Origin of the sequence: Allochromatium vinosum DSM 180 (assembly GCF_000025485.1) — a bacterium.
In the GTDB taxonomy this organism is placed as follows: Bacteria; Pseudomonadota; Gammaproteobacteria; order Chromatiales; family Chromatiaceae; genus Thermochromatium; species Thermochromatium vinosum.
On the sequence record NC_013851.1, the window covers coordinates 166,427 to 180,358 of the forward strand.

Consider the following 13,932-nt stretch of genomic DNA (forward strand, 5'->3'; position numbering starts at 1 on the left):
AGAGGTCCGGCGTGCAAACCGAGATCCTGCCCGAATTCCTGCGTACCCCCGAGGGCCGGGAGGCCGATGCCATCCTGCGGGCCTGTGTCCACTGCGGGTTCTGTACCGCCACCTGTCCGACCTACCAACTGCTCGGCGACGAACTCGACGGTCCGCGCGGGCGGATCTATCAGATCAAGCTGGTACTGGAGGGGCAGACGCCGACGCGCGTCACCCAGACCCATCTCGACCGCTGTCTGACCTGTCGCGCCTGCGAGACCACCTGCCCCTCGGGCGTGCGCTATGCGCGTCTGGTCGACATCGGGCGTCACATTGTCGAGGCTCGGGTCGATCGGCTCTGGAGCCAGCGATGGTTGCGGCGGCTACTGGTTGCGGTCGTGCCGTACCCACGGCGTCTGGCACCCCTGGTCCGGCTGGGACGTCTCCTGCGGCCGTTGCTCCCGGCGACCCTGCGCGCCAAGGTGCCACAGTACCAGCCGGCCGGTCATTGGCCGAAGCCCGCCGGTCGGCGCCGGATGCTGGCGCTCGCCGGCTGCGTGCAGTCGGTGGCCATGCCCCGCACCAATGCCGCCGCCGCGCGTCTGCTGGCGTGTCTCGGGATCGATCTGGTCGAGGTGGCCGAGGCGGGGTGCTGTGGTGCGGTCGCCTATCATCTCGACGACCGTGAGGCCGGACTGGCGGCCATGCGGCGCAACATCGATGCCTGGTGGCCCGAGATTGAATCGGGCGCCGAAGCGATCCTGGTCAATGCCAGCGGCTGTGGGGCCATGGTCAAGGAGTACGGAGACTTGCTGGCGCACGACCCGAACTATGCCGAGCGGGCGGCGCGGATCGCGGCCCTGGCGCGCGATCCGGTCGAGGTGCTGGGTGCGGAGGATCTCGCGGCGCTCGGGACGCCGGGCGCGGGGCGTCGTGTCGCGTTCCACGCGCCATGCAGTCTTCAGCATGGTCAGCAGCTCAAGCGGGTGGTCGAACCCATTCTGGAGCGCCTCGGTTTCGTGGTCACGGCGGTTCCGGACGCCCATCTCTGCTGCGGCTCGGCCGGAACCTATTCGATTACTCAGCCTGAACTCTCGACTCGATTGCGTGATAACAAGGTCGCGGCACTCGAATCGGATGCCCCCGGGATCATCGCTACGGCCAACATCGGCTGTCAGCTCCATCTGGCCGGCGGGGCGCGAATGCCCGTCGTGCATTGGCTCGAATTGCTGGACGAGGCGGCGGCGAGCCGAACCTGATTCAGGTACCCGCCGCGCAAGACGGGCACCTGGATCGAATCAGTTGCTCGCCGTCTCGGCCGGAGTGTCCGGTGTCGCCGTTTCGGGCTTGGGTTCTGCCTTGACCGTCTCAGGTTTGGCCTCTGCGGTCACAGTCTCGGCTTTGGCCTGAATTTCAGCCGCGTCTTTCTGGCGTGGCTTGGACAGACGGCAGTGGCTCGATACCTGGATGCCGTCCTTGCGGGTATAGCCATCCATCCAGCGGCAGTTCTCATGGGTCATGCAGGCGTCCTGTGCCAGTCCCTTGCATTCGGAGGCGCCCATGGCCGGTTGCCAGGTCAAGGCGAGCAGTGGAAGCGCAGCGGCCAGCAGGGTGGGGCGAGCGATCGCGGGCAGTGATGTGTGCATCGTTGAGTCTCCCTTCGAATCGTGGTCTTTGCCTTGCCGGAACGGTCTTGGCTGAAGCTCGTTTCGTGATTGATGCGGTTCAGGAGTGAATGCTTGATTCGCCAGTATCATTGGCGATTTGCCAGGTGAGTCGAAACAGACTGTGCGGCAAGCGCGACTGGCGTCATAGCTAATCGTGTATGGCGCCAATCGATTTATACAACAATTTTACACGTCGAGCAAGTCTTTTGGGTCGAAAAGCACGAATAGCATCCAATTTTGATGGCGATGCGTGTATATGAAACTATCGTCTGGCAGCGATCCGGGTGTAGATCGCGTGCAGTTCCTGGAGACGGGGTTCCAGATCCACGCACGTGCCGCTGTTGTCGATGAGATCGTCGGCTCGGGTGTTGCGCTCCCGGCGCGGGATCTGACTGTCGATGATGCGTCGTACCTCGCTCTCGGACAGGCCACTGCGCTGCATGACGCGCGCGATCTGAACTGCTTCAGGCACGTCGACCACCAGCACACGATCGGCGTGGCGATCCTGCCCGGTCTCGAACAGCAGCGGGATCACCAGTACGGCATAGTCGGTCTCGAGCGCCGCGAGGCGTTCGAGCATGGCCGCTTCGATGAGCGGGTGAAGGATGGATTCGAGCCGCGCGCGCGCGGTCGGGTCGCTGAAGACGATCCGGCGCAGCCGCGCTCGATCGAGCGTGCCGTCGGCGAGTCGGATGTCCGGCCCAAAGGCGGCCGTGATGGGTTCCAGTGCCGCGCCGTCGTGCGCCGTCAGCGCCCGTGAGATCTCATCGGTGTCGATGACCCCGGCGCCCAGCTCGGCGAGCCGGTCGGCCACGGTGGTTTTGCCGCTGCCGATGCCGCCGGTCAGGGCGACGACCAGACCCACAGCGCTCACGCCAGTCCGCTCAGACGCAGATAGGCGCCATTGATCGCCTCGCCCCAGATCAGACTGATCCAGCCGGCGGCGGCCAGATAGGGACCGAAAGGCAGCGGCTTGCCCGACTCGTGCCGGCCGCTCAGGATCAACCCAACCCCGACCAGCGCGCCGACCAGCGCCGAGAGCAGGATGATCTGCGGCAGCGCCGGCCAGCCGAGCCAGGCGCCGAACAGTGCCAGCAGCTTGAAGTCACCATAGCCCATGCCCTCCTTGCCCGTGGCGAGCCGGAAGAGCTGAAACACCGTCCACAGACTCAGATAGCCGGCGACGGCGCCGATGATGGCGCTCTGGCTGTCGGTGAAGAGCCCGAACAGACTCAGGAACAGTCCCAGCCACAGGACGGGCAGGGTGAGGCTGTCGGGCAGGAGCTGGGTATCGAGGTCGATGACGGCGAGCGCGATCAGCGACCAGGTGAGCAGCAGGGCCGCCGCCGCCTGCCAGGTCGGGCCGAACTGAATCACCACGATCAGGGTCAGGAGCGCCGTGAGTGCCTCGACGAGCGGATAGCGCAGGCTGATCCGTGTCTTGCACTTCGAGCAGCGCCCGCGCAGCCACACATAACTCAGGATGGGGATGTTCTCGTGGACGCGGAGGCGATGCCCGCAGCTCGGGCAGGTCGAGGCGGGTTTCGACAGACTGAGCGGCGGCTCATCGGTCTCCGGCGCCGTCCCGTCCGGACTCAGGAGTTCGGCGCAATCGCGTCGCCAGCCGGCCTCCATCATGCGCGGCAGACGCAGGATGACGACGTTGAGGAAGCTGCCGAAGATGAGTCCGAGCAGCACGGCGCTCGTATACAGCAGCCAGAGGTTCGTCTGGAGCAGTTCCAGCCAGGCGGGTGTTGACATGGTGTTGGCAAGGCTCCTGATGCGAACTAGACGACGGCGGCCAGCTTGAAGATCGGCAGATACATGGCCACCACCAGACTCCCGACCAGACCGCCGATGACGACCATGATCATGGGCTCCAGCAGACTGCTCAGACTGTCGACCGCGTTGTCGACCTGCTCCTCGTAGAAGTCGGCGACCTTGCCGAGCATGTCGTCGAGCGCGCCCGACTCCTCGCCGATCGCGGTCATCTGGATGACCATGTGCGGAAAGAGATTGCGCTGTCGCATGGCCAGTTGCAGCGACTGACCCGTGGCGACCTCCTCGCGCATCTTCATCACCGCGTCCTGATAGACGACGTTGCCGGTCGCGCCCGAGACCGATTGCAACGCCTCGACCAGGGGCACGCCGGCGGCGAACATGGTCGAGAGCGTGCGCGCGAAGCGGGCGATGGCCGCCTTGTTCAGGATGGCGCCGATGATCGGGATCTTCAGGCTGGCGCGGTCGACGATCTCGCGAAAGGCACGCGAACGCTTGAAGACATAGGCGATGGTATAGACGAGTGCGCCCAGGCCGCCGAAGAAGGCCCACCACCATTCGCGGATCAGGTCCGAGAGTCCGATGACCATGAGCGTGAAGGCGGGCAGATCGGCACCGAAACTCGAGAACAGCTCCTTGAACTGCGGGATGACGAACAGCAGGATGACCACGGTGACGATCACCGCCACCACGATGACGGCGGCCGGATAGAAGAGCGCCTTCTTGATCTTGCCCTTGATCGACTCGGTCTTCTCCTTGTAGGTCGCGATCTTGTCGAGCAGCACGTCGAGCACACCGGCCTGCTCGCCGGCCGCGACCAGACTGCACACCAGATCGTCGAAATGGAGCGGATGCTTGGCCATGGCGATCGACATGGCCGTGCCGCTCTCGATGTCCTGCTTGATCGCGAGGATGATGTCCTGCATCGCCGGGTTCTCGTGTCCGCGCCCGACGATGTCGAAGGCTTGCACCAGGGGCACACCGGCCGACATCATGGTGGCGAGCTGGCGGGTGAAGATGGAGAGATCCTGACCCGTGATTTTCTTCCTGCCGCCGCCGAACAGCGGCTTGGGCTTGGCCTTGACCCTGGTCGGGTTGACGCCCTGGCGACGCAGATCGGCGCGTACCGCATTGGTGTTGGCGGCGCGCGACTCACCCTTGACCCGCGCCCCGCGCCGGTCGGTGCCCTCCCAGGTGAAGACCTTGGCCTCCTCGGTTTTGGGCTTTGGCTTGGCCTTGGTCGTGGTGACAAGTGCCATGATGATGCGCTCCGTGAGAGGGTCAGTCCGTCGTGACCCGATTGACTTCTTCAAGACTGGTGACGCCGGCCTTGACCTTGCGCAGCCCGGAGGCGCGCAGGTCAGCGATCCCCTCGCGTCGGGCCTGTTCGGCCAGTTGCATGGCGTTTCCGCCCTCCAGGATCAGACGCGAGGTTTCCTCCGAGATCGGCATCACCTGAAAGATACCGACACGTCCGCGATAGCCCTTGTTGCACTTGTCGCACCCGACCGGACCATAGATGGTCAGCCCCGCGTCGATCTCCTGCTCGGTGAAGCCCTCGTCCAGCAGGGCCGCGCGCGGCAGATTCACCTTTTCGCGGCAGTGCATGCACAGCCGGCGCGCCAGACGCTGAGCCATGATCAGCAGCACCGAGGAGGCGATGTTGAATGGCGGTACGCCCATGTTGGCCAGACGGGTCAGGGTCTGGGGCGCGTCGTTGGTGTGCAGGGTCGAGAGCACCAGGTGTCCGGTCTGGGCGGCCTTGACCGCGATCTCGGCCGTCTCCAGGTCGCGGATCTCACCGACCATGATGATGTCCGGATCCTGACGCAGAAAGGCACGCAGCGCGGCGGCGAAGGTCAGACCGCTCTTGGGATTGAGGTTGACCTGATTGATGCCGGGCACCTGGATCTCGACCGGATCCTCGACGGTGGAGATGTTGATCTCCGGGTCGTTGAGGATGTTGAGCGCGGTGTAGAGCGAGACCGTCTTGCCCGAGCCGGTCGGTCCTGTCACCAGGATCATGCCGTAGGGTTTCTTGATGGCCTTGAGAAAGTTGTTGCGCTGTTCGGGTTCGAAGCCGAGCGCGTCGATGCCGACCTGGGCCGAGCTGGAGTCCAGGATACGCAGCACGATCTTTTCGCCATAGATGGTCGGCAGCGTATTGACGCGAAAATCGATGTCGCGATTGCGGCTGAGCTTGAGCTTGATGCGTCCGTCCTGGGGCACGCGCCGCTCGGCGATGTTCATGCGCGACATGACCTTCAGGCGCGAGGTTAGCCGATTGGCGATATTGAGTGGCGGGTTGGCGACCTCGCGCAGCAGACCGTCCTGACGGAAGCGAATACGGAAGAACTTCTCGAACGGCTCGAAATGGATGTCCGAAGCGCCGGCGGTGATGGCATCGACCAGGATCTTGTTGACATAGCGCACGACCGGCGCTTCGTCGATGGTGGCGTCCAGATTCTCGGTATCGTCCTCCTCGCCACCCTCGATTTCGAGCTTTTCCAGATCCGCGTCGGCGAACTCGCTGATGGTGCTGGTGTCCTGGGCCTGGATCGTCTTCTGGATGGCCGCGCCGAGCTTGCTGTCCTCGACCAGGATCGGGTCTGTGGCCAGTCCGGTGTGGAACCGGATCTCCTCGAGTGCCTGATCGCTGGTCGGGTCCGAGAGCGCCAGGAACAGCCGGTTGCCGCGGCGCAGCAGCGGCAGCGCGCGATGCTTGCTGATCAGCCGCTCATCGACGAGGTTGGGCGGCAGATTCGAGACATCGAAGGACTCCAGGTCGAGCAGGGGGACGCCGAATTCCTGCGCGGCCACGATGGCGATGCGGCGGCTGTCGAGGATCTTCTCTTCGACCAGATGCTGCACGAAGGTCCGCCCCTTGGAGCGTGCCTCCTGATAGGCCGCCTGCATCTGGGACTCGGAGATGAGCTGGTCCTTGACCAGTCGCCAGGCCAGTCCGGAGGGTTTGAGCATGGCTTGATCCTTCGACATCGGCGGCTCCGTGTGGTGCGTGCCCGCTAACGGTTGACCGAGAACGCGAGCCTCACGTTGTTGGCGACCAACCCGTTGTCCTTCTGCTCGCTCTCGTTGACATAGAATTCCAGGACGGTTTCGCGGTTCATCAGCAGATCCTCCGTCACCTCGTCGGCGACCTCGTTGGCGTGACAGAAGACGCTGATATAGGGCGAGTCGGGCTCACGCGGGTCCGTGATCCAGAGATTGGGCGAGATCTGATTCATGACCCGCAAGAAGCCGTAGCCCTTGTCGGGGAACCATTTGGTACAGACCCCGCGCACGCAGGAACCGGGCTTGCCCCATTCGTTGCGCGGCTCATAGTGGACGGGCAGCAGGTCCGGGATGACGAAGCCCGAATAGAAGGCATCGACCCGCTGCTGGAGCAGACGCGAGACGTTCTTGAAGCCGATCAGCTCGACGCGGCAGCCGGTGTTCTGAAGCGCCTCGACGACTTGCAGGAAATCGCCGTCGCCCGTCACCAGCAGCACCTGATCGAGCCGGTTGGCCTGGAGCATGGCGTCGACGGCCATGTCGAGATCGGCGTTGGCCTTGGTGGTGACGTTGCCGTTGTCGTCGGTATAGCGGCGCACGGTCTTGGCGGTGATCTTCCAGCCGAAGTCGCGCACCATCTGCTGATAGGCATGGGCCTTCTTCTTGTATTCGTAATCCTCGCGTGCGCGCTCGGCATCGTAGGCCATGTAGGTGTTGAGACGTTGCAACACGCCGCCCTCACGTGCAGCGAAACGGCGCAGAATGTCGTAACGCATCTGATAGCCGCCGTTGTAGCGCACGTTCTCGGCGTCGACGAAGACTCCAACTCTAAAACTCGATGACAAAGTGAACCTCTGGAGATGAAGGGTTCAAACCGCGTCCAATGCTGAAAAAAACAGTGCCGTCCCGTGTCCCGGTCTCGTATCCGAGCCGAACGGCGGGCGAGACGCGGCTTGAAGCGTTTTATAAATCAATCAACTGGAATCCATTTTGGTCTTGCGACCCAATCCCTTCGAGACGATGAACGCGGCCCGGACGAACCGGGCCGTGTGCGGCGCGCGTCTTACTTGACGGCGCGGTTCTCGATCAGATCCTCGACCACGGTCGGATCGGCCAGGGTGGAGGTGTCACCGAGCGAATCGATCTCGTTGGCGGCGATCTTGCGCAGGATGCGGCGCATGATCTTGCCCGAGCGGGTCTTGGGCAGACCCGGCGCCCACTGGATGATGTCGACGATGGCGATCGGGCCGATCTCGCCGCGCACCAGTGATACCAGTTCCTTCTTCAGCTCGTCGGTCGGCTCGACACCGGCCATCGGGGTGACATAGGCATAGATGCCCTGACCCTTGAGGTCGTGCGGATAGCCGACCACCGCCGCCTCGGCGACGTGCGGATGCAGCACCAGCGCCGACTCGATCTCGGCGGTGCCGAGACGGTGGCCCGAGACGTTGAGCACGTCGTCGATGCGGCCGGTGATCCAGTAGTAACCGTCGGCATCACGGCGCGCGCCGTCACCGGTGAAGTAGTAGCCCGGATACTGCTTGAAGTAGGTGTCGACGTAGCGCTGATGATCGCCATAGACGGTGCGCATCTGACCGGGCCAGGGCTGGCAGATGACAAGTGCGCCTTCAGCCGCGCCCTCGATGCGCACGCCCGTCGACGGATCGACCAGCGCCGGCACCACGCCGAAGAAGGGGCGGGTGGCCGAACCCGGCTTGAGTGCCGTGGCGCCCGGCAGCGGAGTGATCAGATGGCCGCCGGTCTCGGTCTGCCACCAAGTGTCGACGATCGGGCAGCGTCCGTCACCGACGACGTTGTGGTACCACTCCCAGGCCTCGGGGTTGATCGGCTCGCCGACCGAGCCGAGGATGCGCAGCGACTGGCGCGAAGTCTTCTTGACCGGCTCCTCGCCGGCGCGCATCAGCGAGCGGATCGCGGTCGGGGCGGTGTAGAAGATGGAGACATTGTGCTTGTCGACCACGTCCCAGAAGCGCGACATGTCCGGATAGTTCGGGATGCCCTCGAACATGACCGAGGTGGCGCCGTTGGCCAGCGGGCCATAGACGATGTAGGTGTGACCCGTGACCCAGCCGACGTCGGCGGTGCACCAGTAGATCTCGCCGTCCTGGTAGTCGAAGGTGTACTTGTGGGTCATGGCGGCATAGACCAGATAGCCGCCGGTGGTGTGCAGGGCGCCCTTGGGCTTGCCGGTGGAGCCGGAGGTGTAGAGGATGAACAAGGGATCTTCGGCGTCCATCTCCTCGGGCGCGCACTCGGTGGCGGCCGCGGCGACAGCCTCGTGATACCAGACATCGCGGCCCTCGACCCAGTCGACGTTGCCGCCGGTGCGGCGCACCACGAGCACGGTGTCGACGTTCGGGCACTCGCGCATGGCGATGTCGGCGTTCTTCTTGAGCGGGACGTGACGCCCGCCGCGCACGCTCTCATCCGAGGTGATGACCAGTTTGCACTCGGAGTCGAGCACGCGGTCGCGCAGCGAGTCGGGCGAGAAGCCGCCGAAGACGATCGAGTGCACCGCGCCGATGCGGGTACAGGCCAGCATGGCCACCGCCGCCTCGGGGATCATCGGCAGATAGATGCAGACCCGGTCGCCCTTCTGGACGCCGCGCGACTTGAGGACGTTGGCCAGACGGCAGACTTCCTCGTGCAGCTCGCGATAGGTGATCTTGCGGTCCACGTTCGGATCGTCGCCTTCCCAGATGATGGCGACCTGATCGCCACGGGTGGCCAGATGACGGTCCAGACAGTTGTAGGAGACGTTGAGCTTGCCGCCCTGGAACCAGTTGATGTGCAGATCGTCGGCCTGATAGCTGTAGTCCATGACCGAGTCCCACTTCCGGCTCCAGGTCACGAACTGCTCGGCCTGCTCGGCCCAGAAGCCGGCCGGATCGTCGATCGAGCGCTGATACATCGCGGCATACTGCTCGGCGTTGATGTGGGCCTTGGCGGCGATCGCCGCAGGAACCGGATAGACCTTTTCTTCCGACATGGATCTGATCTCCTCGATCTCTTCGATGGTGTGTTGCACGAGTCGGCTTCTCGCCGATGATGGAATCTCGACGATGTCGACCCGAGGTCGAAACGCGACAATAGTAAACCGTCGACTGAGCGACGATCTAGCCGAGTCGACGCCTGCTCCGTCCTCAGCACAAAAATTCCGACAGGCGTAACCGCCGTCCGTCGTCGCGATAGGCCGCCTGGGCCAGGAACAGTTCGGCGGCCGAGAGCGCATCGCTCAGGGCGTTGTGAGCGCCGTGGCGCGGCAGGTTGTAGCGGCTGGTGAGCGCGTGCAGACGCAGGTCCGAGGCTTTGAACGGGATCTGGCGTCGCTCCAGCGTGCGATGAGCCAGGGTCTGGGTATCGACGAGGCGCAGCGGCAGCCCCCGGCCCCAGCAGCGCTGGCAGGCCTGCGACAGAAAGCCCTGCTCGATGCCGGCATGGTGGGCGATCATCACCCGTCCGGTGAGCGCCGCGAGCACTTCACCCAGGACATCCTCCAGCTCGCGCCCGGTGGCGGCCTGATCGTCGGTGATCTGGTGGATCACGGCGCTCGCCTCGGGGATGGAGCGGTCGATACGCACCAGATGATGGCGCGCGGTCGACAGATCGATCTCCGGACCATGGAGCACCACATAGCCGACGCTCAGGATCAGATCCTGACGCTGATCGAGTCCGGTCGTCTCCAGGTCGATGGCCAGATACTCGACTTCGCGATAGTCGGCACGTGGGCTCGGCAGGGGCTGGGCCAGATAATCGCGCAACGGGCCGGGCGGGGCGCGCCTGTGGCGCCAGCGTCGGCCCCAGTCGGTCAGGATCGGCATGGTGTCGAGTCTCTGGCGATCAGGCGAAGCGCCCGGTCTGATAGCGCTGGCCGAGCGACTCCTGCATGGTGTTGATCAAGACGAAGGCCTCCTTCAGATGGCCGCGCTCCAGCGGCGAGAGTGCGTCGGGTGCGAGAAAGTTGTCGGGCTTCTCGCCGTTGCGCAGTTGCTGGGCCTGATGGCGCATGCGCAGCGTGGCGATGAGTTCGAGCGCGTCGATCAGATTGGCTGCGCCGTCGCGACTGAGCGCCCCGCGTTCGGCGGCGGTCTGGAGGCGCTCGTTGGTGTTGTTCTCCATGATCCCGGCCGAGAGCGCATAGACGCGCGCCAGATCGATGATGGGGATGAGACCGCGATGCTTGATGTCGAGCGTATGGTCGTGATCGCCGCCCTGGATCAGCACGATATTGCGGAAGAAGCCGAGCGGCGGACGGTTCTTGAGCGCGTTGGCCGCCATGTAGGCGATGAAGATGCGGTTGGCGCGCGACTTCTCGATGATGCGCTCGTGCAGCTCCTCGCACAGTCCGTTGGGGTCGCGCAGCGAGCGCATGTCGAAGAAGACGTTCGACAGCATCAGCGCCATCGGCTCGGGCTTGAGGATCCAGTTGGAGAAATACTTGTTCCAGATCCGCAGCGTCTGGCGCCACTTGGGATTGCTCGCCATGACGTCGCCGGGGCAGTAGACGCAGCCGCAGGCATGGAGTCCATCGTTGACGAAGCGCGCCAGGGCGGCGAAATAGGCGTCGTCCTCGGGCTTGGCCTCGTCGGAGATCAGGAGCGCATTGTCCTGATCCGAATGCGCCGACTGCTCGCGCCGTGCCTGCGAGCCGCCCAGCAGCCAGGCATAGGGCACGGGCGGCGCGCCGAGATCGGCCTCGGCCAGCTCGATCAGACGCAGGGTGATGGCGTCGGTGATGGCGCTGATCGCCTGTCCGACCTGGGTCGCCGTCGCTCCACCCAGGATCAGATGCACCTGTAATTCGGCGATCTTGGCTCCGATCTGGGCCAGGGTCTCGATGGAATCGGCGCGATGGATGTCGCCGACCAGATAGATCGAGTTGGCGCTCTGGAAACGGGTGAAGTCGGTCGATGAGATCAGCCCCACGACCCGTCCGTTCTCCACCACCGGCAGATGGTGCACATTGAGCCGGGTCATGGCGATGAGCGCCTGGAAACCGAGCGTATCCATGTCGACCGTGGTCAGCTTCTCGGTCATGATCGCGCGCACCGGCTGATCGGTCGCCAGCCCCGCCGCGACACAGCGATTGCGCAGATCGCGGTCGGTGATCATGCCGGCCAGATGTTCGCCGTCCATGATCAGGAGCGAGGAGACATGGTGCTCGGACATGATGCGCGCGGCGTCACGGATACTGGTCTCGGGACGGGTCGCGATGGGCGCGCGCTGGACCATGTCGCGCACCTGTACCGTCATCAGCCCGGTGCCGCTGGATGGCGACTCGGTCACCACGTCGAGCGCCTTGCGCAACCGGCGCGAGGTCGACTGCTCGAAGTGTTCGGCGAAGGCGGGGTGCGCGGCGCGCAGCTCGGTCAGATCCGCGCAGGGCAGGGCATAGACGAGCGTGTCCTCGGCGGTGTTGCCCTGGAAACGTGGTTCGTCCTCCGAGATCCGGCAGTGCTGTTCGCACAGATCGCCCTCGGCCAGCTTGCCGACCAACTCGCCGCGCGTGTTGCGCAGCTCCACCGCGCCGCGGCGCAGGATGTAGAGACAGGGCGAATCGGCCGCCTCGGGCGGAAAGGGCGTGCCGCGACGGAAATAGCGCACCGACAGACGTCGTGGAAGACGGGCCAGCGTCTCCTCGGGCAGTTGATCGAACGGCGGATGACTGGCCAGGAATTCCTGGATCTCGATCAGTTCGACATCCATCGGTTGTTCTCACGCTTGCGGAATGGAACGAGGTTCGGGTCGAGCCGGTATTGAAACATGAATCGCGAACGTTCGGGCGAGTGCCGTATCACGCCGGTTTCGTTCGCGGGGCGTTTCGGCGAGAATGCCGCGTCGTCCCAAGAATCCAAGGATGCCCTGTCTATGCTGCTGATGATCGACAACTACGATTCCTTCACCTACAACCTGGTGCAGTATTTCGGCGAGCTGGGTGCCGAGGTGAAGGTCGTCCGCAACGACGAGCTGACGGTCGAGGAGGCGGTCGCGCTCGCGCCCGAACGGGTCGTGATCTCGCCCGGTCCCTGCACGCCGCACGAGGCCGGGATCTCGGTGGCCCTGATCGAGCGTCTGGCCGGCGCGGTGCCGATCCTCGGCGTCTGTCTGGGGCATCAGTCGATCGGTCAGGCGTTCGGCGGGCGCATCGTCAAGGCGCCCGAGGTCATGCACGGCAAGACCTCGCCGGTGTATCACAGTGATCAAGGCGTCTTCAACACTCTGCCCAATCCCTTCGGGGCCACGCGCTATCACTCGCTGGTGATCGAACCCGAGACCCTGCCGGACTGCCTGGAAGTCACGGCCTGGACTCAGAACCCGGATGGTACGCGCGAATGCATCATGGGTGTGCGTCATCGCACGCTGCCGATCCAGGGCGTGCAGTTCCATCCCGAATCCATCCTCACCGAACAGGGCCATCGTCTGCTCCAGAACTTCCTGGAGGACCGCTGACATGGAACTCAAGGACGCCATCACGCGCTGTATCGAACGCCGTGATCTCAGTGGCGACGAGATGAGCGCGGTGATGCGCCGCATCATGACCGGCGGTGCCACCCCGGCCCAGATCGCCGGCTTCCTGATCGCGCTGCACATGAAGGGCGAGAGCGTGACCGAGATCGCCGCCGCCGCCGCCGTGATGCGCGAACTGGCCACCGGGGTCGATCTCTGCGGACTGGATCACACCGTCGACATCGTCGGCACCGGGGGCGACTGTTCGGGCACTTTCAACGTCTCGACCACCAGCATGTTCGTCGCCGCCGCCGCCGGCTGCCATGTCGCCAAGCACGGCAACCGCTCGGTCTCCAGCAAGTCCGGCGCGGCCGACGTGCTGGAAGCGGCCGGGCTCCGGCTCGATCTCACCGCCGAGCAGGTCGCCCGCTGCGTGCGCGAGGTCGGGGTCGGCTTCATGTTCGCGCCCGGTCATCACAGCGCCATGAAGCACGCCGTCGTTCCCCGGCGCGAGCTGGGCGTGCGCACCATTTTCAATGTCCTGGGGCCGCTGACCAACCCGGCGCGGGTACCCAATCAGGTGCTCGGCGTCTTCAGCGCCGAGTTGCTCGAACCGCTCGCCCTGGTGCTGCAACGGCTCGGCAGCCGGCACGTGCTGGTGGTCCACGCGCGCGACGGACTCGACGAGATCAGCATCGCCGACAGCACGGATGTGGCTGAACTGCGCGATGGCGAAGTCCGTGTCTACAGTCTGCGGCCCGAGGATTTCGGACTCCAGCGCGCGCCGCTGGAGGCGATCCGCGTGTCGGGTCCGGCCGAGAGTCTGGCGCTGCTGCTGAGCGTGCTCGCCGGTGAACCCGGACCCGCGCGCGACATCGTGCGGCTCAACGCCGGTGCAGCCATCTATGCCGCCGGGCGTGCCGGCTCGCTCGCCGAGGGCGTGACCGTGGCGGCTCAGGTGATCGACAGCGGTGAGGCCCAGCGACGCCTGGAACGTCTGGTCGCCCTGACCAAGCGCTTCGATTGA

At 64.7% G+C, this 13,932-nt stretch carries 12 protein-coding genes; 3 read left to right on the forward strand and 9 right to left on the reverse strand.

Going from position 1 to position 13,932, the window contains the following annotated elements:
• Positions 1-11 precede the first annotated feature (11 nt).
• Positions 12-1,238, forward strand: coding sequence for a glycolate oxidase subunit GlcF (gene glcF / locus ALVIN_RS00795; RefSeq protein WP_012969403.1), 1,227 nt, complete (start codon positions 12-14; stop codon positions 1,236-1,238).
• A gap of 39 nt (positions 1,239-1,277) precedes the next feature.
• Here the strand turns inward: glcF and ALVIN_RS00800 are convergent, their stop codons facing one another.
• From ALVIN_RS00800 to ALVIN_RS00840, 9 genes are all read right to left on the reverse strand, one after another.
• Complete coding sequence (locus ALVIN_RS00800) at positions 1,278-1,625, reverse strand: hypothetical protein (protein WP_012969404.1); 348 nt, start codon at positions 1,623-1,625, stop codon at positions 1,278-1,280.
• A 283-nt stretch (positions 1,626-1,908) separates the two neighbouring features.
• A complete protein-coding gene (coaE, locus tag ALVIN_RS00805; protein WP_012969405.1) occupies positions 1,909-2,520 on the reverse strand; it encodes a dephospho-CoA kinase in 612 nt (203 codons plus the stop codon).
• A complete protein-coding gene (locus ALVIN_RS00810; protein ID WP_012969406.1) occupies positions 2,517-3,407 on the reverse strand; it encodes a prepilin peptidase in 891 nt (296 codons plus the stop codon). The genes coaE and ALVIN_RS00810 overlap by 4 nt, the downstream gene beginning before the upstream one ends.
• A gap of 26 nt (positions 3,408-3,433) precedes the next feature.
• Entirely contained in the window at positions 3,434-4,684 is a 1,251-nt protein-coding gene (locus ALVIN_RS00815) for a type II secretion system F family protein (protein WP_012969407.1), read from the reverse strand.
• 22 nt (positions 4,685-4,706) lie between these two features.
• The gene (gene pilB / locus ALVIN_RS00820) at positions 4,707-6,422 is read right to left on the reverse strand and encodes a type IV-A pilus assembly ATPase PilB (protein ID WP_012969408.1); all 1,716 of its coding nucleotides are present in this window, start codon (positions 6,420-6,422) and stop codon (positions 4,707-4,709) included.
• A 26-nt stretch (positions 6,423-6,448) separates the two neighbouring features.
• A complete protein-coding gene (locus ALVIN_RS00825; protein ID WP_012969409.1) occupies positions 6,449-7,282 on the reverse strand; it encodes a LabA-like NYN domain-containing protein in 834 nt (277 codons plus the stop codon).
• Positions 7,283-7,500: 218 nt separating this feature from the next.
• Complete coding sequence (gene acs, locus ALVIN_RS00830; RefSeq protein ID WP_012969410.1) at positions 7,501-9,447, reverse strand: acetate--CoA ligase; 1,947 nt, start codon at positions 9,445-9,447, stop codon at positions 7,501-7,503.
• A 154-nt stretch (positions 9,448-9,601) separates the two neighbouring features.
• A complete protein-coding gene (locus tag ALVIN_RS00835) occupies positions 9,602-10,279 on the reverse strand; it encodes an exonuclease domain-containing protein (RefSeq protein ID WP_012969411.1) in 678 nt (225 codons plus the stop codon).
• Between the two features lie 19 nt (positions 10,280-10,298).
• Positions 10,299-12,164 (reverse strand): putative nucleotidyltransferase substrate binding domain-containing protein, encoded by a 1,866-nt coding sequence (locus tag ALVIN_RS00840; RefSeq protein WP_012969412.1) that lies wholly within the window; start codon positions 12,162-12,164, stop codon positions 10,299-10,301.
• A gap of 162 nt (positions 12,165-12,326) precedes the next feature.
• On the opposite strand from ALVIN_RS00840, the gene ALVIN_RS00845 reads away from it, so the two are divergent.
• Entirely contained in the window at positions 12,327-12,908 is a 582-nt protein-coding gene (locus ALVIN_RS00845; RefSeq protein WP_012969413.1) for an anthranilate synthase component II, read from the forward strand.
• A 1-nt stretch (position 12,909) separates the two neighbouring features.
• Positions 12,910-13,932: an anthranilate phosphoribosyltransferase gene (gene trpD / locus ALVIN_RS00850; RefSeq protein WP_012969414.1), complete on the forward strand. Its 1,023-nt coding sequence runs from the start codon at positions 12,910-12,912 to the stop codon at positions 13,930-13,932.